Source organism: Paraburkholderia hospita, from assembly GCF_002902965.1.
GTDB lineage: Bacteria > Pseudomonadota > Gammaproteobacteria > Burkholderiales > Burkholderiaceae > Paraburkholderia > Paraburkholderia hospita.
Genome location: NZ_CP026107.1, coordinates 423,688 through 444,085, shown reverse-complemented (window position 1 = coordinate 444,085; position 20,398 = coordinate 423,688). Strand labels below are relative to the sequence as shown.

The 20,398-nt window shown below is 63.0% G+C and carries 17 protein-coding genes; 12 read left to right on the top strand and 5 right to left on the bottom strand.

Going from position 1 to position 20,398, the window contains the following annotated elements; all coding sequences use genetic code 11:
* Positions 1-62 precede the first annotated feature (62 nt).
* The 4 genes from C2L64_RS35145 to C2L64_RS35130 are packed head-to-tail and all read right to left on the bottom strand — an operon-like array spanning position 63 to position 4,694.
* Positions 63-980 carry an ABC transporter permease gene (locus C2L64_RS35145; RefSeq protein ID WP_007584696.1) on the bottom strand — a complete coding sequence of 306 codons (918 nt, stop codon included), beginning with the start codon at positions 978-980 and terminating at the stop codon, positions 63-65.
* Complete coding sequence (locus tag C2L64_RS35140) at positions 977-2,095, bottom strand: ABC transporter permease (protein ID WP_007584695.1); 1,119 nt, start codon at positions 2,093-2,095, stop codon at positions 977-979. Before C2L64_RS35140 ends, C2L64_RS35145 begins: the two co-directional genes overlap by 4 nt.
* Positions 2,092-3,672 (bottom strand): ABC transporter ATP-binding protein, encoded by a 1,581-nt coding sequence (locus tag C2L64_RS35135; protein WP_007584694.1) that lies wholly within the window; start codon positions 3,670-3,672, stop codon positions 2,092-2,094. The genes C2L64_RS35140 and C2L64_RS35135 overlap by 4 nt, the downstream gene beginning before the upstream one ends.
* Complete coding sequence (locus tag C2L64_RS35130; protein WP_007584693.1) at positions 3,669-4,694, bottom strand: BMP family protein; 1,026 nt, start codon at positions 4,692-4,694, stop codon at positions 3,669-3,671. The genes C2L64_RS35135 and C2L64_RS35130 overlap by 4 nt, the downstream gene beginning before the upstream one ends.
* Before the next feature lie 196 nt (positions 4,695-4,890).
* On the opposite strand from C2L64_RS35130, the gene C2L64_RS35125 reads away from it, so the two are divergent.
* From C2L64_RS35125 to hpxZ, 5 genes are read left to right on the top strand one after another with little or no spacing between them, the layout of a single operon-like run.
* Positions 4,891-5,697 (top strand): cysteine hydrolase, encoded by an 807-nt coding sequence (locus C2L64_RS35125; protein ID WP_007584692.1) that lies wholly within the window; start codon positions 4,891-4,893, stop codon positions 5,695-5,697.
* Positions 5,694-6,845, top strand: coding sequence for an amidase (locus tag C2L64_RS35120; protein ID WP_007584687.1), 1,152 nt, complete (start codon positions 5,694-5,696; stop codon positions 6,843-6,845). Before C2L64_RS35125 ends, C2L64_RS35120 begins: the two co-directional genes overlap by 4 nt.
* A gap of 11 nt (positions 6,846-6,856) precedes the next feature.
* Positions 6,857-7,048, top strand: coding sequence for an AtzG-like protein (locus C2L64_RS35115; RefSeq protein ID WP_007584685.1), 192 nt, complete (start codon positions 6,857-6,859; stop codon positions 7,046-7,048).
* Positions 7,045-8,448 carry an AtzE family amidohydrolase gene (locus C2L64_RS35110; RefSeq protein ID WP_007584682.1) on the top strand — a complete coding sequence of 468 codons (1,404 nt, stop codon included), beginning with the start codon at positions 7,045-7,047 and terminating at the stop codon, positions 8,446-8,448. The genes C2L64_RS35115 and C2L64_RS35110 overlap by 4 nt, the downstream gene beginning before the upstream one ends.
* Positions 8,448-8,840, top strand: coding sequence for an oxalurate catabolism protein HpxZ (hpxZ, locus tag C2L64_RS35105; RefSeq protein ID WP_007584681.1), 393 nt, complete (start codon positions 8,448-8,450; stop codon positions 8,838-8,840). The genes C2L64_RS35110 and hpxZ overlap by 1 nt, the downstream gene beginning before the upstream one ends.
* 308 nt (positions 8,841-9,148) lie before the next feature.
* Here hpxZ and C2L64_RS35100 read toward each other — a convergent pair whose 3' ends face one another.
* Positions 9,149-11,149, bottom strand: coding sequence for a heavy metal translocating P-type ATPase (locus C2L64_RS35100; protein ID WP_238554657.1), 2,001 nt, complete (start codon positions 11,147-11,149; stop codon positions 9,149-9,151).
* Between the two features lie 70 nt (positions 11,150-11,219).
* Between C2L64_RS35100 and C2L64_RS35095 the strand changes: the two genes are divergently transcribed.
* The 7 genes from C2L64_RS35095 to C2L64_RS35060 all read left to right on the top strand — a co-directional run bounded on the left by C2L64_RS35095 (position 11,220) and on the right by C2L64_RS35060 (position 20,285).
* Complete coding sequence (locus tag C2L64_RS35095; protein ID WP_007584679.1) at positions 11,220-11,627, top strand: MerR family transcriptional regulator; 408 nt, start codon at positions 11,220-11,222, stop codon at positions 11,625-11,627.
* Between the two features lie 136 nt (positions 11,628-11,763).
* Entirely contained in the window at positions 11,764-12,126 is a 363-nt protein-coding gene (locus tag C2L64_RS35090; protein WP_007584678.1) for a hypothetical protein, read from the top strand.
* 92 nt (positions 12,127-12,218) lie between these two features.
* A complete protein-coding gene (locus C2L64_RS35085; protein WP_007584677.1) occupies positions 12,219-13,514 on the top strand; it encodes a TolC family protein in 1,296 nt (431 codons plus the stop codon).
* 11 nt (positions 13,515-13,525) lie between these two features.
* Positions 13,526-15,052, top strand: coding sequence for an efflux RND transporter periplasmic adaptor subunit (locus C2L64_RS35080; RefSeq protein ID WP_007584676.1), 1,527 nt, complete (start codon positions 13,526-13,528; stop codon positions 15,050-15,052).
* Positions 15,049-18,258 carry an efflux RND transporter permease subunit gene (locus C2L64_RS35075; protein WP_007584675.1) on the top strand — a complete coding sequence of 1,070 codons (3,210 nt, stop codon included), beginning with the start codon at positions 15,049-15,051 and terminating at the stop codon, positions 18,256-18,258. Before C2L64_RS35080 ends, C2L64_RS35075 begins: the two co-directional genes overlap by 4 nt.
* Complete coding sequence (locus C2L64_RS35070; RefSeq protein WP_007584674.1) at positions 18,255-18,602, top strand: copper-binding protein; 348 nt, start codon at positions 18,255-18,257, stop codon at positions 18,600-18,602. Before C2L64_RS35075 ends, C2L64_RS35070 begins: the two co-directional genes overlap by 4 nt.
* A 735-nt stretch (positions 18,603-19,337) precedes the next feature.
* Entirely contained in the window at positions 19,338-20,285 is a 948-nt protein-coding gene (locus C2L64_RS35060) for an SDR family oxidoreductase (RefSeq protein WP_236674338.1), read from the top strand.
* Positions 20,286-20,398 lie beyond the last annotated feature (113 nt).

The following is a 20,398-nucleotide window of genomic DNA, read 5'->3' as shown; positions in this document are numbered from 1 at the left end:
TGATTGAAGAATGACCCGGCGATTCGTTATGGTACTCCGCCGCGCCCCCGGTGCTCTCGCGCTCAACGCCTGAACGGCTGGGTTAGCGCAGGCGGCGCGGATTGCCGGCCAATCAGTCCCGCGACGGCGACGAGCGCGAGCAGATACGGCAGCATGATGAGCAATGCCGTCGGCACATGCAGGCCGAACATCGGCAGTTGAAACTGCATCGCCGTCGCTGCGCCGAACAGCAGGCACGCGAGCGCCGTGCGGCCGACCTTCCAGTTGCCGAAGATGATCGCGGCAATGGCCAGGTAGCCTGCGCCGTTGGTCATGCCTTCCGTAAACGTGTGAATGTCGCCGATCGAGATGAAGCATCCCGCCGCCGCCGACATCACGCCCGAGAACACCACCGCGCCGTAGCGAATCCGCGCGACGCCGAGACCCGACTGATCGACCGCGCGAGGCGCGACACCCGTCGCGTGCAGCGCGACGCCCAACGCGGTGTAGCGCATCATCACGTAGGTTCCGATCAGCACCGCGAGCCCCGCATACAGCAGCCACACTTGCCCGAATATCGGTTCGCCGATGACAGGCAGCGTGCCGAGCACGGGCGGCGACCAGTGCGCAAGGCCCGGAATCACCGCGCTCGAACGCTCGCCGAAGATTTCGCGGTAAGCGAGCGTCGTGCCGCCGAGCGCCAGAATGTTGATGCCGATGCCCGTCACGATCTGATTCGCGCGCATTGTCACGCTCAGGAATGCCTGCAGCAGCGCGAGGGGAATCACGCCGAGCATGCCGCACAGCAAACCGATCGACGGATTGCCCGTCAGCCATGAAAACGTCGCGCCGAGAAACGCGCCCGTCAGCATCATGCCTTCGACGCTCATGTTGAGCACGCCCGCGCGCTCGCTCACGAGTTCGCCCGTGGACGCGAGCATCATCGGCGCGGCGAGGCGGATCGACGCGCCCGCAAAGACTGCGAGAAGTTCGAGATTCATTGGCGTGCATCTCCCTTATCGAGCCACATCGCGCCGCCCGCGAGCGCGATGGTGACGATACCTTGCACGATCAGCACGAGCGCGGAAGGCACCTGCGCGACCATTTCCATGTTGATGCCACCCGAGCGCAGAAAGCCGAACAGCAGCGCCGCCGCGAATACGCCTGTGATCGAGCCGCGCGCGAGCAGGCCGACCACCAGACCGTCGAATCCATAGCCCGACGAGAAGCCCGCTTTCAGCGAGTATTGATCGCCTTGCAGCATCAACGCGCCGGCGAGCCCGCTGAACGCGCCCGCAAGCGCCAGCCCGCCGACGATTGACGATGTGATCGGCAAGCCCGCGCGCCTCGCGGCGACCGCGTTGAGGCCCGCCGCGCGCAGCGATAGACCGAAGCGCGTGCGCGTGAGTAGGAAGGCGGAACCGATCGCCAGCGCGATCGTGACGGGCAGCCCGATATTGAGGTTCATGCCGCTCGCGGCGAAAATCGCCGGGAGCTTGGTCAGATCGGGAATTTCGAGCGATTCGGGCAAGGTCGCGCCGTTCGTCATCGGCTGGCGCAGCAGCGCTTCGCTTTGCACGCACCAGTAAAGAAGCCACACGGCGATGAACGACAGCAACAACGTGCTGATCACTTCGTTGGTGCCGGCTTTCGCTTTCAGCACGCCAGGTACGCCGCCCCACAGCGCGCCCGCGGCGGCGGCGCCGAGCATCGGCACGATGAACGACAGGCCGAACGGCAAATGCGCGCATCCGCCGTACAGACTCAGCGCGGTCGCGACGATGCCGCCGATCGCGAGCTGCCCTTCGCCGCCCACGTTGGTGAGCTTCGCGCGATTCGCGATCACGAAGCCGGTGCCGACGAGCGCGAATGCGAGGCTGCGATTGATCGACGCACCGATTGCATACGGCGAGCCCCATGCGCCGTCGGCGAAGGCCGCGAGCGCGTCGCCGATGGGTACGCCCATCAGCGCGATCAACGCGAGCGCCGCCAGCATCGCGAATACGACAGCCCCGGCGATCACGCACGCGACGCGCACATGCGGCAGACGCGCGCGCCAGCCTTGCGCGTCAAGCGTCGAGCCGAACAGGGTTTGCACCTTCATCTGCGGATTCATGCAGGTTCTCCCGAGCCCGCCATCCACGCGCCGATGCGGCCGCGATTGCTCGCCTCGGGCGTACAGGTGCCCATGACGCGCCCGCGATACAGCACGACGATGCGATCGGCGACGCTCATCAGTTCGTCGAGTTCGGAGGAAATCAGCAACACGCCCACGCCGCGATCGCGCGCGGCGCGGATGTGTGAATACACGGCGGCGACCGCGCCTACGTCGAGGCCGCGCGTCGGCTGCGCGGCGAGCAGGAACAGCAGCGGATCGAGCGTCAGTTCGCGCGCGAGCACGGCCTTCTGCTGATTGCCGCCCGAAAGCCCGCCGAATAGCGCGTCAGGGCCGCTTGCGCGTACGTCGAAGCGCTGCATCAGGTCGAGCGCGTCGGCGCGCATTGCACGGCGGCGCAGAAAGCCAGCACGCGTGTAGCGGTCGAGATGATTGAGCAGCAGATTGTCGGCGACGCTCATGCCCGTGACGCAACCCACCGCGTGTCGATCTTCCGGCACGATGCCTACGCCTGCTTGCGTCAGTTCGCGCGGCGTCGCGTTCGTCATGTCGCGCCCCGCGATAAAAAAGCGTCCCGCCGACGCGCTCGTCATGCCCGCGAGCACCGCGCCGAGTTCGCTTTGTCCATTGCCTTCGACACCCGCAATGCCGACGATCTCGCCACGATTCACGACTAGCGTGCAATCTTCGAGGCGCGTGACGCCTTCGGCATCGCGTGCGCTCAGGCCGTCGATCTGCAATACCTCTTCGGCGAGCGGGCGCGAGTACGGCGAGCGCGCGCTAACGAGTGACAGACGGTTCGTCAGATCGGCGTCGTCCTCATCACCGTCTTTACCCGGGCGATGAATCATCGCATGCACGAGCCTGTCGATTTCGCTCGAAGGCGCCGCCGAACGTGCCACCACGCGCCCCGATTGCAGCACCGTCGCATGCGTGGCGATCCGGCAAATCTCCTTCAGCTTGTGCGTGACGAGGACCACCGCGCAGCCGCGCGCAGCGACGCGCTCGCAGGTGTCGAGCAACGCGTCGATCTCGGCGGGCAACAGCACGGCCGTCGGCTCGTCGAGCAGCAGGAGACGCGGCTCGCGCATCAGGCATTTGACGATCTCAACACGCTGCCGCTCGCCGACCGACAGGTCCGCCACCTTCGCATCGAGCGCCAGTTCCAGCCCGACACTCGCCAGCACTTCACGCAATCGCGCCGCTTCGCGCTGCCGGTTGAGCCAGCCTCGCGCCTGCCCGAGCAGAAGATTGTCGAGCACGCTGGCGTCGTCGACGAGGCTGAAGTGCTGATGCACCATCGCGATACCGTGCGCCAACGCCTCACGCGGATTACGCGGACGATACGGCGCACCGTTCACCTGCATCGCGCCCGCATCCGGCTGATGAACGCCGAAGATCACGTTGCACAGCGTCGATTTGCCCGCGCCGTTCTCGCCGATCAGGCAGTGCACATCGCCCGGCATCAGATCGAGCGACACGCCTTCGAGCGCCGTGAACGCGCCAAAATGCTTGCCGATGTTCGTCAGCGAAAGAATCGGCTCGGCACGCGCGACGGGAGACGCGAGCGTGCTCATCCTTCGGATACCTTGATCTTGCCGCTCAGGATATCGTCTTCGATCTGCTTGAGCTTCGCGTCCATCGCGGGCGTCGATTTGCAGATCACCATGCTCGACGCCTTCGGTCCCATCGCGAGGCCGAAGGCCTTATAGCCCGGCTGCCATTGGCCTTTCTCGAGTTGCTCGATCGCGTACTGCGCCTGGTAGCCGACACCCGTGATGCTGTACGCCACATACAGCGGGTCGGTGCCGCAACGGTCCGTATAGCTGCCGATGACGTGCGTGTTCTTTTCCTTCGCCGCCTGCTCCAGTCCGCGCAGCCCGAGGTTCAGGATGTGATAGTGGACGTCGGCACCTTGCGCGATCGCGGCAGCCGTCGCTTCGCGTGCCTTGGCGACGTTGTCGAAGTCGCCCGTATAGCTCTCGAAGTACTTCACCTTCGGGTTGATATAGCGCGCGCCGTTGCCGAATTCCTTGCCCGCGTTGACGATGGACGGAATCTCCATGCCGCCCACGTAGCTCACCGCCCCACTCTTCGACATCATCGCAGCGGCCGCGCCCGCGACGAATGCGATCTCGGCCTGCTTCACGTCGTACCCGGCGACGTTGGGCGGCATGTTCTCGCCCTTGTTGCCGCCGACAACCGAGAACTTCACATTGGGAAAGCGCTTGGCGATCTTCAGCACAGCCGCTTGCGTCTGTCCGCCGATGCCGATCACCAGCTGATTCTTCGACGCGAGATTGGTGAGCGCCTGCTCCATGTCCGCGTAGTTGATGTTCTCGATGATCTGCGTCTTCAGCTTCGGGCCGAATTCCTTCTGCGCGGCGACCACCCCGTCGTAGCCCGATTCCATCCAGCCCTTGTCCGTCTTCGAGCCAGGAATCAGCACGCCGACGCGCATCGCGTCATCGGCGGCGTGCGCGGCGGGAATGAAGAACGACGGCGCGGCGAGTGCGACGATTCCCGCCACGACGAGCGCGCGAGCCACGAGCCGACGGCGCAGTTTTCCGTTCGATGCCTGTTGCGAACCGATCATCATTGGCACTCCTTTTGCGTTGGATTTGGGTAAGTAGGTTATTCATGACTGAAATGCACGTTGCAACTTCGATGCCAATGCGCGTTCGATCCCGCCGGAACGCTCCCGCGTTTCCGATTCGGCGGGCGACATTGGCGACGTGCAGATCGCCGTTTCAGGAACCCTCGGACATCACACGCTCAACGCTCTGGAGAACCCCGTGAACGACAACTCGAACCCAGACCTGGCAACGCCTGGCGGCGCGCTCGGCGCTTTCGCGCAGACGCGCTGGACGGCCACCGGAACGCTCGTCGACATGGCCGCGCCGACGCCTGCGCCGCGCATCGCCATCCTCGATTCCGAGCCGCAAAACGTGCGCTTCGACATCGAAAAATCGGCGCTTGTGATCATCGACATGCAGAACGACTTCTGCACCAAAGGCGGGTGGGTGGACCACATTGGGGGCGATTACAGTGCGGACCGCGAGCCGATTGCACCACTGCAGCGCCTGCTGCCCGTGGTGCGCGAAAGCGGCGTTCCTGTCATCTGGGTGAACTGGGGCAACCGGCCGGATCTCGCGAACATGCCGCCCAATCAGATCCATCTGTACAAGCCGAAAGGCACGGGCATCGGTCTCGGCGAGCCGTTGCCGGAGCATGGCGCGCGCGTGCTGGAGAAAGATTCGTGGGCCGCCGCCGTGGTCGACGAACTGAAGATCGAGCGGCAGGATATCTGCGTGGACAAGTACCGCATCAGCGGCTTCTGGGACACGCCGCTCGACAGCATCCTGCGTAACGTCGGCACGCGCACGGTGTTCTTCGCGGGCGTCAACACCGATCAGTGCGTGCTGCACACGCTCACCGACGCAAACTTTCTCGGCTACGGCTGCGTGATGCTGACCGATTGCTGCGCGACATCGTCGCCCACGTACTGCACGGAAGCGAGCATCTGGAATGTGAAGAAGTGCTTCGGCTTTGTCGCGGATTCGCTGCAATTCGCTGCCGCGCTGAAGGGAGCCGCAGTATGAGCGCGTTCATTCCAGGCCCGCGCCTCCGGGTCAGCGCGACCGCGCGCGGTGCCCTTGATGGCTTGCGCTTCGCGGTCAAGGATCTGATCGACGTGGCGGGCACGACGACGGGCGGCGGCAACCCCGATTGGCTCGCAACTCACAGTCCCGCCGCGCGGCATGCGCCTTGTGTCGCCAGATTGCTCGACGCGGGCGCATCCGTGGACGGCAAAACGATTACAGATGAACTCGCCTACAGTCTGGAAGGCGTGAACGCTCACTACGGAACGCCGCTCAATCCGCGCTGGCCGTTTGCGCTGCCGGGCGGATCGTCGAGCGGTTCGGCGTCCGCCGTGGCGAGCGGCGAAGTGGACTTCGCGCTCGGCACCGATACGGGCGGCTCGGTGCGCGTGCCCGCCGCGTTCTGCGGACTGTGGGGAATTCGTCCGACTCACGATGCTGTATCGCTGGAAGGCGTCCTGCCGTTTGCGCCCTGCTTCGATACCGTCGGCTGGTTTGCGCCCACGGGCGCGATGCTCGCGCGCGTCGCCGACGTGTTGCTGGATGACGTGCCTGCCGTCGATGCGCCCTCGGCCCTCGTGCGCTGCAAGGAAGCATTCGATGCACGTGCAACGAACGAACCCGGCGACGCGCAGCGCCTGCGCGAATTGTTCGCTACACAACATGAGATCGAAGTCATCGCGGATGACCGTGCGCGCTGGCTGCATGTATATCAGCAGTTGCAGGACGATGCGATCGGTGCGTCGCTGGGTGCGTGGATCGATGCGACCAAGCCACACTTCGGCGCGGATATCGCCGCACGCTTCGCGCGCCTGAAAATGCACGACGCAGCCGAAGTGGAACGCTGCCACGTCATGCGCGCGGCGTTTGCGCAGCGCATCGACGGCATAGTGGGCGACACGCTGATCGTGCTGCCGACCACGCCGCGTTCGTTGTTGAGCAAGCACGAAACACCCGAACGTACTGATGCGTTCTATCGCGACGCGCTGACCATGAATGCGATTGCCGCGTTCGGCGGCTTGCCGCAAGTCACCGTGCCCGTCGCGAACGAAAGCGAGCGGCCGCTCGCACTGTCGATCATCGGCCCGCGCGGCAGCGATCGTGCGTTGATCGCGCGGGCACGCCAACTCTTCCCCACTCTTCTGTGAACCCGACACCCATGTCAACTTCCCTCGAGATCACGCTCGACGCCTATGTCGACGCCGCGCTCGCCCTGCATTTCCCGGGGCTTCCGGCGGAAGTCGCCGCGCGCGTGAAAGCGCAATTCGCGCGCGTCGCACAGCTTGCCGGGCCCGTGCTGGCCTATCCCGTCGATATAAACGACGAACCCGCGACGGTGTATCGCGCATGACGACATTCAGCACTATTTCAGGCAGCGCGCTGTCCATCGCGCGCGCGTATGCCGAGGGCGCCTTCAGCGCGCGTGAATTGATCGAGGCGACGCTCGCCCGGATCGACGCACACGACGCGCAGATCAACGCATTCACCGCCGTCACGCGCGAACGTGCGCTTGCCGAAGCCGACGCGCTCGATGCACGTCGCGAAAGCGGTCAGACATTGCCACCGCTGGCGGGAGTCCCGTTTGCGGCGAAGAATCTGTTCGATATAGCGGGCGTTACGACGATCGCCGGGTCGCGCGTGCTTGCCGACGCGCCGCCCGCCACGGCCGATGCAACGCTCGTGCGACGCCTTTGCGATCAAGGCGCAATCATGGTCGGCGCGCTCAACATGGACGAGTTCGCGTATGGCTTCACGACCGAAAACCATCACGCGGGACCGTGCCGCAATCCGCACGATTTGACGCGCACCGCGGGCGGGTCGTCGGGCGGCAGCGCGGCGGCTGTTGCGGCAGGCTTCGTGCCCATCACGCTCGGCACCGATACCAACGGCTCCGTGCGCGTGCCTGCTTCGCTGTGCGGCGTGTTCGGCGTGAAGCCGACTTATGGACGCCTGTCGGGGCACGGCACCTGGCCGTTCGTCGCAAGCCTCGATCATATGGGCGCTTTCGCGCGTAGCGTGGACGATCTCGCCGCCGTCTACGACGCGTTGCAATGCACGGATCCGTTCGATCCCTCATGCGCGCAGCGTGGCTTCGAATCCGCGAATGCGCGGCCGGGTGTGTTGCGCGTGGCGCGGCTCGGTGGTTATTTCGACGAACACGCAAATGACGATGCACGTGAAGCCTCGCACGTTGCCGCTGAAGCGTTGTCGGCGACGCATACCGTTGAATATCCCGATGCCGATGCGGCGCGCGGCGCGGCGTTTCTGATTACGGCGGCCGAGGGCGGTCAACTGCATATGGCGAATCTGCACGCGCGCTATGACGAGCGTGAACCCTTGTCGCGTGATCGGCTGATTGCGGGTGCGTTGCTGCCCGCTGCGTGGATCGTGCAGGCGCAACGCGTGCGGGCTGCGTTGCGGCGTCGCGTTTTGGAACTGTTCTCGCATTACGATGTGCTGATTGCGCCGGCTACGCCTGTCGTGGCGCCCCACATTGGCGATGAGTTCATGGACGTCAATGGTGAGCGACTTGCTGTGCGGCCTAATCTAGGTTTGTTGACGCAGCCGGTTTCCTGTCTCGGACTGCCCGTCGTCGTCGCGCCGATGCGTACGCGGAATGGCCTGCCGATCGGGGTTCAGTTGATCGCGCCGCCGTGGCGTGAGGAGCTTGCGTTTGAAGCGGCGCGGCGGCTTGAAGCTGCGGAGGTCGCGTATTGTCCGCCGCCGGCGTTCGATGCAGGGGCACAGTGATGATCGAGATCAATCGGCCCGATGTACTCGCTGAAGTCAACGCGGCATTCGATGCTTATGAACGGGCGCTCGTGAGCAATGATGTCGCTGTGCTCGATGCGCTCTTTTTTGATTCACCGCATACGCTGCGGTATGGCGCGACGGAAAATCTTTATGGGTATGACGCGATCCGTGCGTTTCGCGCTGCGCGGCCCGGTAAGGGACTTGAGCGCACGGTGACGGCGCGTGTCGTTACCACTTATGGCGATGCGTTCGCCGTCGCTAATATCGAGTTTCGGCGCGATAACGAGCCGCGTGTCGGCAGGCAAAGTCAGACGTGGGTGAAGATGCCCGAAGGCTGGCGCGTGGTGAGCGCGCATGTGAGTTGGATGGGCGTGGACCCAGGTTCGTGATGCTTTTGTCTTTTCGCTGGCATCGGCGTAGCGGCGTTTGCTGAGCATGCCGGACATTGGATGCAAAAAAGCCCGCTCGGGGCGGGCTTACGATTGATGGCGGGGAAGCGTTACCTCGGCAGCTCATCGGGTCTCGGGTTGCAGAGCTTCGTTACGCCCCCTCGATGCGCGTTGGAATGGTCGGTCATGCCTGACACGGAGCAGCCGTAGCGCATTCGCAGTAACGAGAATAGTGGCACCTGTATCCGCGAGAATGGCCATCCACAGACTGGTAACGCCGAGCAGCGTCGTACACAGGAAAATCGCTTTCAGACCGAGCGCGAGCCCGATGTTCTGCCAGATGTTGGCGAGTGTGGATTTCGACAATGCAATGAGATCGGCAACGCCATCACACGGTTATGCAGTAGCGCAGCGTCCGCAGTTTCCAGCGCGACATCGGCTCCGCCGCCCATCGCGACACCGACAGACGCTGCGGCCAATGCCGGAGCGTCGTTGATGCCGTCCCCGATCATCGCGACCAGGCCTTTTTTCCTGATTGCTTCAATCTCGGCAAGCTTGGCGTCAGGCAGTAGTTCTGCTCTGACTTGCACGCCCAGGGTCGCCCCGATGGCGTCCGCCGTTCTTTGATTGTCGCCCGTCAGCATGATCGTTCCAATGCCCATGCGTTGTAGTGTGGCGATCGCTTCTGCGGCATCTCTACGTGGCTCGTCACGCAACGCGATAAGCCCCTCGACCCGCTTGCCGGACAGCACCACTACGACTGTCTTGCCCTGCCGCTGAAGCGCCTCCAGTTGCTGCGCGATATGCGCGTCGAGCACCGTTTGCTTTTTCGCATAGAGCGGCGAACCAACCGACACGAAGCCGCCCTTCAGGCGCGCGGTGACCGACTCGCCCGGCTTCGTCAACGCAGCGCCGAAACTGGCTGGCAGTTCAAGACCGCGGCCACTCGCCGCTTCCACGATGGCCCTGCCAAGCGGATGGCTCGCCTTGCGTTCGACCGCGGCCGCCTTTGCGAGAACATCGTCTCGCGTCCCTTCGACTGGGACAATGTCTGTCACCCGTGGACTGCCCCGCGTGAGCGTTCCAGTCTTGTCGAACGCGACCGTTTTAATCTTGCCGAGCGTTTCGAGGGCTGCGCCGCCCTTGACCAGCAGCCCGCGTCTCGCCCCTGAAGCAAGGCCCGACGCGATGGCGGCAGGCGTCGAGATCACCAGCGCGCAGGGGCAGGCAATCAGCAGCGTCGCCAGACCACGATAGAGCCACGTGGCCCAGTCCGCATGGAAAACGAGAGGCGGCACGATGACCACCAGCAGCGCAACCACCATCGCGGCTGGCGTGTATCGCCGGCTGAAGCGGTCGATCAGCCGTGCCATCGGCGCTTTCGATTCCTGCGCCTCCTCGACCAGATGAACGATGCGGGAAATCGTGTTGTCGACAGCCATACTGGTGACGCTGATACGCAGCTCACCATTCGTACTGATGCTCCCGGCGAAAACGACCGCTCCCGTTTCCTTGACCACTGGAACCGACTCACCGGTGACGGGCGCTTCATTGACTTCCGCGACGCCGTCCATCACCCTGCCGTCGGAGGGAATACGATCGCCGGGTCGCACGACGACGACGTCGCCGATTTCCAGCGTGTCGGCCGGCACCCGCTCAAGAATATTTGAGCGTTCGCGCAACGCATCGCGCGGCACCAGTGAGATCAGCGCCTCGATGCCGGCTCGGGCTCTTCCCGCCGCCACTGTTTCCAGCAGTTCACCGATTGCGAACAGAAGAATGACAACCGCTGCCTCCTGCGCCGCGCCAATAAGCATGGCGCCGAGCGCGGCGACGGACATCAGCGTCTCGATGCTGAACGGCGTGCCCGAGATTGCCCCGGCGTACGCGCGCTTCGCGAAAGGCACGATGCTGATGAGCGCCGCGACGGAATACGCCCATTGCCCGAAGGCAGGCTCAACATGCGCTACCACAAACGCGAGCGCAAACATCGCTGCGATAGTTAGCGTGAGGCGAGGCTTACGTTCCCGCCACCATGATGAGCGAGGCTCAGCAACAGGACTAGCGGAGGCCGCGGTTCTGCGCGAGACCCCACCGACGGGCGTAAAGCCCAGCGCGCGGATTTTGTCCTCGATGGCGGTCGACGAGGTCCGATCTCCGTCGAATGTCAGCGACAGACTTTGCTGACCGTAGCTGACGTTGATGTCGCTCACGCCCGGCAATCGTTTCATCGCGTTTTCTATCTTGACGGCGCAGGCCGCACAGTCCATTCCCTCAATGCGCAGCTTGAGTGAGTCGGGAGCGTTCACAGTGTTTCGACCTCGACCAGTGTCTTCGTGAGGTCTACGATAGACCCTATAGTCACTACAGGGTCAAGAAATGGATAGCCCAACATTGACGATTGGCCAATTAGCCAAAGCAACGGGCACGAAAGTGGAAACCATCCGCTTTTATGAAAAGACCGGCTTGTTGCCCGCGCCTGCGCGGACCGAGGGGAATTACCGCGCGTACGCAGTCGATCACCTGAACCGTTTGAGCTTCATCCGACGTGCACGCGATCTGGGTTTTCCGCTGGAGCAGGTGCGCGAGCTTCTCGCCCTGGCGGATGACCGAACCCGCTCATGTTCCGCGATCGATGCCATCGCGTCCGAACACAGGCGTGAAGTGGAGCGCAAAATCCGGGATCTACGGAAGCTGAAGGCAGAGCTCGACAACCTGATCGATCAGTGCAGTTGTGGAACCGTCGACGAGTGCCGGATTATCGAAGCGCTTTCGCCTGCGACCTAGTGGCTGTTCCGTCATCTCACGCAAAAGCGGGCACGAAGTCTGATCACCGACGCTATCAGGGAATGATTTCGTGACGTCCAGGCAGTAGGAAACCCGGCCCGATCGCGATTGAACGACCTCGGCTATAATCCCAGCCATGAAATTTCTCCGGACATTGCTCCTCCTGCTGCTTTGCGCTGTGCTGCCCATCAGTGGGCTGGCGGCGAGCGGCTTGACGGGTGAATGTCCGATGCAGATGAGCATGGGTTCCGACGAAGGCAGCGCGATGTCGTCGGACATGCCCGGCTGCGAGATGATGCAATCGTCTCAGCCGGGAAAAGCCAAAGGGTTCTTCTGCAAGGCAACGGCGCAATGCCAGCTTGGCAGCCTGTATCACCCGGCCTCGCGCATCGAAGTCACCCGCCCTGCGGGACCGTCCACCCCCGTCGTCTTCCACTACGCGCAGTCGCTCATCGTCCGTGAACCGGGCGGTCTCTGGCGACCTCCTCGCGCCATCTAATCCCTTGCTGACAGGTTCGCCGCATTAGCGGCGATGTCGTCCTGCGTCCAGGACGTGGATTCCCTATGGGAGTCCGCCGTTGGGGTTAGACCATGCCTTTGACCATTGACACGCCGTCACGTCGGCGTGCACCACTGCGCGCGCATTCACTTTTTACCGCGCTGATTCTCACGAGCGTCGCTGCGTACGCTCAGGAAACACCCGTCACGCTCGATGCAGCGCTTCGGGCCGCCACGGACCACTCGACCACCATGGGGGCGGCACAGGCCTCCGTGCGCGCGAGTTCGGAAGCGGCCGTCCGGGCCGGCCAGTTGCCTGACCCGACACTCAAGGCCGGCGTCGATAACCTGCCGGTGACCGGGCAGCAGAAATACACAATCGGCCAGGACTTCATGACGATGCGTCGTATCGGCATCGAGCAGGAATGGGTGTCGGGCGACAAGCGCCGACTCCGCTCCGAACTGGCGAACGACCTGGTGGACCGCGAACGGGCCGGCTACCTTGGCCAACTCGCGAACACCCGCCAGCAAACGGCCATAGCGTGGCTCAGCGCGGTCTACGCGAAGAAGGCCGTTTCGCTGCAACGGCAGCTCGTTGACCATATGACCCACGAACTGGATGCGACGAAAGCGTCTTATCGTGGAGCGAAAGCGACCGCCGCCGATGTGACCCAGGCCCAGGCGATGCTCGCGCAGACACAGGACCAGTTGCTCAAGACGCAGCAGACATTGCAGACCGCGCTCATCGGCCTGTCCCGCTGGACGGCAACGCCCGTTTCGGACGTGACGGGCGAACCGCCGGCGCCGCAGTCCTATGTGTCATCGCTGCCGCCGGAGGAGCTGCGTGAGGTGCAGCCAGCGCTCGTCGCGGCCTCTCGGGACATTGCCGTCGCCGATGCCGATACCGCCGTCGCGAACAGTAACCGCAGCCCCAACTGGACGTGGGAAGTCGCCTACCAGCAACGCGGTGGCGCGTATTCGAACATGGTGTCGGTTGGCGTCAGCATTCCGCTGCCCATCAATCGCAAGAATCGCCAGGACCGGGATGCGAGCGAGAAGGCGGAACTCGCCACCCGGGCGCGGTTGATGTACGAAGACGCGCAACGTCAGGTGGAAGCGGACATCCGCACACAGTCCACCATCCTCGCTAGCGGTCGCGAACGCATTACCAGTCTCTCCCACTCCCTGCTTCCGGCTGCCGGCCAGCGCGTGCAACTTGCGGCTGCCGCGTACAGGGCAGGCGCCGGCTCGCTCGCCGATAACTTTGCTGCCCGGCGTGCGCAACTCGAGGCGGAACTTCAGGTGCTGGACCTGCAACGCGATGTATCGCAAACCTGGGCACAGCTCGAATACCAGGTCGTGCCGGCGTCGATGTCCGTGGGTCAGTAAAGGAGAACAACATGCAAAAGAAACAACTGGCACGTGCGGCCCTGATGATGTTTGCGGCGGCCCTGCTCGCTACCGGCTACGTTGCCGGCACGCGTCGTCCGGCGTCAGAGGGAGCAGGCGCGACCGGCACCGCCACGTCCAGCGGCAACGTCGACCCGAAGACGGGTCGCAAGGTACTGTATTGGCACGACCCGATGGTCCCGGCCCAGCACTTCGACAAGCCGGGCAAGTCTCCCTTCATGGAGATGCAGCTGGAGCCGGTCTACGCTGACGAAGGAGGCGGATCGACAGGCATTCGCATCGACCCGGGCCTCCAGCAGAATCTGGGGATCCGCTACGCGACCGTTCGCCGCCAGGAGACGTCGGAAAGCTTCGACGCCGTCGGCACCACCCAGTTCGACGAGTCCCAGGCGGACGTCGTGCAGTCACGCGTAACGGGATACATCGACCATTTGTACGCCAGTGCTCCTATGCAGCGAATACGCAAGGGAGCGCCGATGGCGTCCCTGTTCGTACCCGACTGGCTCGCACCGCAGGAAGAATATCTGTCGCTCAGGCGCGGCGGCATGGACATTGGCCTGCTGGAAGCGTCGCGCGCGCGGATGCGTGCGCTGTCGATTCCAGACGGCGTAATCGCGGCCCTCGACCGGACCGGAAAGGTTCAGACACATGTCGTTCTGTCGTCGCCAGAAACGGGCGTCGTGAGCGAACTGAACGTGCGAGACGGCGCACAGGTTACGCCTGGCCAGACGCTTGCCAAGGTAGCCGGTCTCTCGAAGCTCTGGCTCATCGTTGAAATTCCCGAGTCACTTGCGTTGAGTGTTCAACCCGGCATGAGCGTCGATGCCACGTTCTCCGGCAACCCGGCGCAACACTTCAACGGGCAGATCCGCGAAATCCTGCCGGGCATTAGCGCCAGCAGCCGCACACTGCAGGCGCGCCTCGAAATCGACAACACCGCGCTGAAGCTCACGCCCGGTATGTTGATGCGTGTGCGCGTCGGCGGACAAAAGACCGTCTCGCGTCTGCTCGTTCCGTCCGAGGCAGTCATCACGACGGGCAAGCGCTCTGTCGTCATCGCGAGAAACAAGGATGGCCGCCTGCAGCCCGTTACGGTCACTGTTGGCAACGATGTCGGCAACGAGACCGAGGTGTTGAGCGGATTGAGCGACGGCGAACAGGTCGTCGCCTCTGGCCAGTTCCTGATTGATTCGGAAGCCAGCCTGAAATCGGTCCTGCCACGACTGGAAGGTGGCGCAGGGGTGAGTTCAGGCGCGTCAGCGCCGGCATCCGCTTCGGCGGCGGCGCAAACGTACGAGACTACCGGCAAGGTCGAAAAGGTCACACCGCAAGACATCACGTTCTCGCATCAGCCAGTTCCGGCCCTGAACTGGCCTGCAATGACGATGTCTTTCAGCAAGCCGGCGCCCACTGCATTTCCGGATGTGAAGGCAGGCCAGACGGTGCATTTCGTCTTCAGCCAGTCCGGTGATGGCTACCAGTTGCAGAAGGTCGAACACGCCGGAGGTGCCCAATGATTGCGCGCCTCATCCGCTGGTCCATTCACAACCGGTTCCTGGTCCTGCTCGCGACGATGCTCGTGACGGCGTGGGGCATCTATTCTGTGACCCAGACGCCGCTCGATGCGCTGCCCGACCTGTCCGATACGCAGGTCATCATCAAGGCTTCATACCCGGGCAAGGCGCCGCAGGTCATCGAGGATCAGGTGACCTATCCGCTCACCACGACGTTGCTCGGCGTGCCGGGTGCAAAAGCCATCCGCGCCTATTCGGCGTTCGGCGACGCGTTCGTCTATGTGCTGTTCGACGACAAGACCGACCAGTATTGGGCACGCTCGCGCGTGCTCGAGTACCTGAATCAGGTGCAAGGTCGCCTGCCGCCGGGGGCGACCGTTTCGCTTGGCCCGGATGCAACCGGCGTGGGCTGGGTGTACGAGTACGCTCTCGTCGACAGGACCGCGAGGCATGACCTTGGGCAACTGCGCGCGCTAAACGACTGGTTCCTGAAGTTCGAGCTGAAGTCGGTGCCGGACGTGTCCGAAGTGGCGTCAATAGGCGGCATGGTGCGCCAGTACCAGGTGGTGCTCGACCCTGACAAGCTGCGTGCATACGGCATCACGCAGACTATGGTGGCCGACGCGCTGCGCAAGGCCAACCAGGAATCAGGTGGCTCCGTCGTCGAACTCGCCGAGTCTGAATACGTGGTGCGCTCTTCAGGCTACCTTCATTCACTGGATGACTTCCGCCACGTCGTGCTGCGCACGAACGATGCGGGGACGCCCGTGCTGCTCGGCGATGTGGCGCGCATCCAGATTGGACCCGAGACGCGCCGTGGCATTGCTGAACTGAATGGTCAGGGTGAGGTCGCGGGCGGCGTCATCGTCATGCGTTCGGGCAAGAACGCGCTGACGACCATCGAGGCGGTGAAAGCAAAGCTCGCTGACCTGAAGCGTTCGCTGCCGCCCGGCGTCGAGGTCGTCACGACCTACGACCGCTCGCAACTCATCGACCGCGCGGTGGACAACCTCAAGGACAAACTCATCGAGGAGTTCATTGTGGTCGCGCTGGTCTGCGCGGTCTTCCTGTTTCATCTGCGCAGCGCGTTCGTGGCCATCCTGTCGCTGCCGCTCGGTGTGCTCGCTGCCTTCATCGTGATGCGCTATCAGGGCATCAATGCGAACCTGATGTCGCTCGGCGGCATTGCGATTGCTATTGGCGCGATGATCGACGCGGCCATCGTGATGATAGAGAACGCGCACAAGCACCTGGAGGCGTTCGAGCACGAGCATCTGGACACATCGATTACTGCCGCGCAGCGCTGGGAACTGATTGCAACATCGGCTGCCGAGGTCGGGCCCGCGCTGTTCTTCTCGCTGCTCATCATCACGCTGTCCTTTATTCCCGTGTTTTCGCTGGAAGGACAGGAAGGCAAGCTCGTCTCGCCGCTGGCGTACACGAAGACGTACACAATTGCGGCCGCAGCCGGGCTGTCCGTGACGCTCGTGCCCGTCCTGATGGGCTACCTCATCCGGGGCCGCATTCCGCATGAAAATGTCAACCCCATCAACCGCGTACTGATTCGACTGTACAGACCGCTGCTCGAGGCAACGCTTCGACACCCATGGCTTGCGATCGGTGTCGCCGTGGTCGCACTGGCTGCGACCGTAATCCCGGTTTCGCGTCTTGGTGGAGAGTTCCTGCCGCCACTCGATGAGGGCGACCTGCTGTACATGCCGACCGCGCTGCCGAGCATTTCGGCCGAGAAAGCGAGTGAACTGCTGCAGCAGACCGACCGGCTCATCAAGACCGTGCCGGAGGTGGCGACCGTGTTCGGCAAATCGGGACGCGCCGACACCGCCACCGATCCCGCGCCGGGTCTCGAGATGTTCGAGACGACGATTCAGTTCAAGCCCCGTAACGAGTGGCGACCCGGCATGACGCCGGAAAAACTTGTCGATGAACTGGACCGGACGGTGAAGGTGCCGGGTCTGTCGAATGTATGGGTTCCGCCTATCCGCAACCGTATCGACATGCTGTCGACGGGTATCAAGACGCCCGTCGGCGTCAAGATTTCGGGCCCCGACCTGACGCAAATCGACCGGGTCGCGGCGCAGGTCGAAGCGGCGGTGAAGAATGTGCCGGGGGTCACCTCTGCGCTCGCCGAGCGGTTGAATGGCGGCCGGTACATCGACGTCGATATCGACCGGCTTGCGGCCGCGCGCTATGGCCTTTCGGTGGCGGACATCCAGTCGGTCGTCTCGTCGGCGGTGGGTGGTGAAAACGTCGGCGAGGTCATTGCCGGCCGTGAGCGCTTCCCCATCAACATCCGCTATCCGCGCGAGGTCCGGGACTCGCTTGAGAAGTTGCGGCAACTGCCCGTCATCACGGACCGGGGCGCGCAAATCCAGCTCGGCGATGTTGCGCATATCGCCATTGCCGACGGGCCGCCGTCGATTCGCAGCGAGAATGCGCGGCTTTCCGGCTTCGTTTACGTCGACATCCGCAATACGGACCTGCAGTCGGCCGTGAAAGCGATGCAGCGTGCTGTCGCGGAGAAGGTTGTGTTGCCGCCAGGGTACGCAATTGCGTGGTCAGGTCAGTTCGAGTACCTGGAGCGCGCGGCGGCGAAGTTGCGCACGGTCATTCCGGTGACGCTCGTCGTCATCTTCGTGCTGCTGTTCCTGACTTTCAACTCGGCGGCCGATGCGTTGCTGTTGATGTCGACGGTGCCGTTTGCGCTGGTCGGCGGCTTCTGGCTTATCTGGGTGCTGGGGCATGCGGTATCGGTTGCCACGTCGGTCGGCTTCATCGCCCTCGCGGGCGTCGCGGCCGAATTCGGTGTCGTGATGCTGCTGTACCTGAAAGGCGCACTTAACCGCAGGCTGGAAGATGGCGAACAGTTCACCGAGGCTTTGCTACTCGATGCGATTCGCGAGGGCGCGGTGCTACGTGTCCGGCCCAAGGCAATGACGGTCGCGGTGGTGCTTGCGGGTCTCATCCCCATCATGATTGGACATGGCGCCGGGTCGGAGGTGATGCAGCGCATTGCCGCGCCGATGGTGGGCGGCATGGTCACCGCACCGCTGCTGTCGATGTTTGTTATCCCCGCCGCCTGGTATCTGTTGCAGCGCCGTCGCGCGAGACATGTGAGCCATGAGCGGTTCCTCAACGTAGTCCCTTCCGGCACGACAGTGCCCTCTACCGAAACTGGAGAAACTCGATGAAAAAACGGATTGTTGCGTCTGCTGTGCTTGCAGCTGTTTTTGTTGCTCCGGCCTTTGCCGGTGACGATATGGCCGGCATGAAGATGTCCGCGCCGTCGGCCTCGAAGATGTCGCCGAAGACGGCACTCACCGATGCGGAGGTCAAGAAGGTGGACCCGGAGACTGGCATGGTGACGCTGAAGCACGGAGCGCTGGAAAATGTTGGCATGCCGCCGATGACGATGGCGTTCAAGGCGAAGGACGCTGCGATGGTCAAGCAAGTGCACGAGGGCGATAAGGTCAAGGTTCGGGTCGAAAGCGTCAATGGTAGGTTGACCATCGTGAAGATGGAGAAGCGGTCTTGAGGTGGTGAAGGGTTGGTAGTAGTGGGTGCTGCGCACGCTGTTTGGGTTTTCTGTTCTTGTGCTGGCATCCGCGTTATGCCTTCGTGCTTCAGGCGTCGCCCCTGTGCGGGGCGGCACCTACTTTTCTTTGCCGCCGCAAAGAAAAGTAGGCAAAAGAAAGCGGCTAACACCGCTAATTCTTGTTCTTGCCTGAGGGCCCCCAAAGGTTCTTACGCTTCACACGGCAACCACGTGACCCACGTTCGTTGCCAGCGCTCTTGCGGTGCGCCTCACCCGCTTCACGCTCCCGTACTACAGCACGCCGTGCCGGCTATTCCACTGCCGCCCAGGTGGCAAACTGTGTGTAGGCCCCTTGTGCTCCTCACGCCTCACTTCGGACCGATAGCGCACCCGTTCCACCCTGTAAGAGCGCCAGGCTATACGACGCGACAACCTACACACAGTTTGCCACCTGGGCGGCACATACCATCTGCTGCCGCTAGCCCTTGTGCGGGTATTTGAAGTAGGTGAGGCGTTTATTCGAAGCGTTGGCAATGCACGCGAACAAATACGCTGCCGTGTGATGCGTTGGGACGTTGGGGGCCCGTGGGTAATAACAGGAATTGGCGGTGTGAGCCGCTTTCTATTGCCTACTTTTCTTTGCGGCGGCAAAGAAAAGTAGGTGCCGCCCCGCACAGGGGCGACGCTTGAAGCACGAAGGCAAATCGCGGATGCCAGCGCAAAGGCCAAACACGGATGCCAGCACAAAGACCAAAACACCAATCCGCCCGCGCCGCGAAAAAACACCATCCCAGACTTCAGATAGTTTTTCTATCCCACCCCCAAAGATCTTCTCATTTGTCGCCAAGCGCGCCAGCGCCGATAGTTCAGTCACCGAGACGCGAACAGATTTCAGATCTCAGGTCTCTCAAACCGAACACCGAACTGGAGCACATCATGAAGCTTGCAAACAAGATCGCATTGGTAACGGGCGGCACGTCGGGAATTGGCCTGGAAGCAGCCAAACTCTTCCGCAACGAAGGCGCCAAGGTCATCATTATCGGTTCAAATGCACAACGCCTGAAAGAAGCAGAACAAGCCCTCGGCGAAGGGATCACAGCACTCCGCGCCGACCTCCGAGACCCATCGCAAATCGACCGCGCCATCGCAGAAGTAGTCGAAACACACGGCCGCATCGACGTGGTGTACGCGAACGCTGGCGCAGGCAAGGCCGCACCCCTCGAAGCCGTGACGCGTGAACAGATCGACGAGCAGTTCGGGCTGAATTTCAATGGCCTCTTCTTCACGATTCAAAAGGCAGCGCCCTATCTGAGCAATGGCGCCAGCATCGTCGTGACGACATCGTTTCTCAACGCCGTCGGCACACCGGGTCTCTCGATTCTGTCCGCAACGAAGGCCGCTGTACGCTCGCTGGTTCGCTCACTAGGCGCGGAACTCGCGCCGCGTGGAATTCGCATCAACGCCGTCAGCCCCGGTCCGATCGACACGCCTTTCGCAACCAAGCTGGGTATCCCGGATGCCGACTTGCAAAAGACGGGGGAGGCGCTCACCGCAGCAGTGCCGCTCAAGCGCTTCGGCACGGTGGCCGAAGTCGCAAAGGCAGCGCTTTTCCTCGCGAGCGACGACTCGTCGTTTGTCACGGGAACGGAAGTGGTCGTCGACGGTGGTCTGTCGCAAATCTAGATTGTCAGTTGAGACGCCGGCGGAACCGTATTGCGATTTCGCCGGCGACGATTGCCAGTGCCTCATTTGACCGCTGCCGGGCTCGCCGCCAAAATCGGCAAGACGCCAATCTT

What these genes read in the sequence shown, in the direction of transcription:
- C2L64_RS35145 (WP_007584696.1), bottom strand. Translation starts at nt 980, where the DNA reads ATGAATCTCGAACTTCTCGCAGTCTTTGCGGGCGCGTCGATCCGCCTC.
- C2L64_RS35140 (WP_007584695.1), bottom strand. Translation starts at nt 2,095, where the DNA reads ATGAATCCGCAGATGAAGGTGCAAACCCTGTTCGGCTCGACGCTTGAC.
- C2L64_RS35135 (WP_007584694.1), bottom strand. Translation starts at nt 3,672, where the DNA reads ATGAGCACGCTCGCGTCTCCCGTCGCGCGTGCCGAGCCGATTCTTTCG.
- C2L64_RS35130 (WP_007584693.1), bottom strand. Translation starts at nt 4,694, where the DNA reads ATGATGATCGGTTCGCAACAGGCATCGAACGGAAAACTGCGCCGTCGG.
- C2L64_RS35120 (WP_007584687.1), top strand. Translation starts at nt 5,694, where the DNA reads ATGAGCGCGTTCATTCCAGGCCCGCGCCTCCGGGTCAGCGCGACCGCG.
- C2L64_RS35115 (WP_007584685.1), top strand. Translation starts at nt 6,857, where the DNA reads ATGTCAACTTCCCTCGAGATCACGCTCGACGCCTATGTCGACGCCGCG.
- C2L64_RS35110 (WP_007584682.1), top strand. Translation starts at nt 7,045, where the DNA reads ATGACGACATTCAGCACTATTTCAGGCAGCGCGCTGTCCATCGCGCGC.
- hpxZ (WP_007584681.1), top strand. Translation starts at nt 8,448, where the DNA reads ATGATCGAGATCAATCGGCCCGATGTACTCGCTGAAGTCAACGCGGCA.
- C2L64_RS35095 (WP_007584679.1), top strand. Translation starts at nt 11,220, where the DNA reads ATGGATAGCCCAACATTGACGATTGGCCAATTAGCCAAAGCAACGGGC.
- C2L64_RS35090 (WP_007584678.1), top strand. Translation starts at nt 11,764, where the DNA reads ATGAAATTTCTCCGGACATTGCTCCTCCTGCTGCTTTGCGCTGTGCTG.
- C2L64_RS35085 (WP_007584677.1), top strand. Translation starts at nt 12,219, where the DNA reads ATGCCTTTGACCATTGACACGCCGTCACGTCGGCGTGCACCACTGCGC.
- C2L64_RS35080 (WP_007584676.1), top strand. Translation starts at nt 13,526, where the DNA reads ATGCAAAAGAAACAACTGGCACGTGCGGCCCTGATGATGTTTGCGGCG.
- C2L64_RS35075 (WP_007584675.1), top strand. Translation starts at nt 15,049, where the DNA reads ATGATTGCGCGCCTCATCCGCTGGTCCATTCACAACCGGTTCCTGGTC.
- C2L64_RS35070 (WP_007584674.1), top strand. Translation starts at nt 18,255, where the DNA reads ATGAAAAAACGGATTGTTGCGTCTGCTGTGCTTGCAGCTGTTTTTGTT.
- C2L64_RS35060 (WP_236674338.1), top strand. Translation starts at nt 19,338, where the DNA reads ATGCCAGCACAAAGACCAAAACACCAATCCGCCCGCGCCGCGAAAAAA.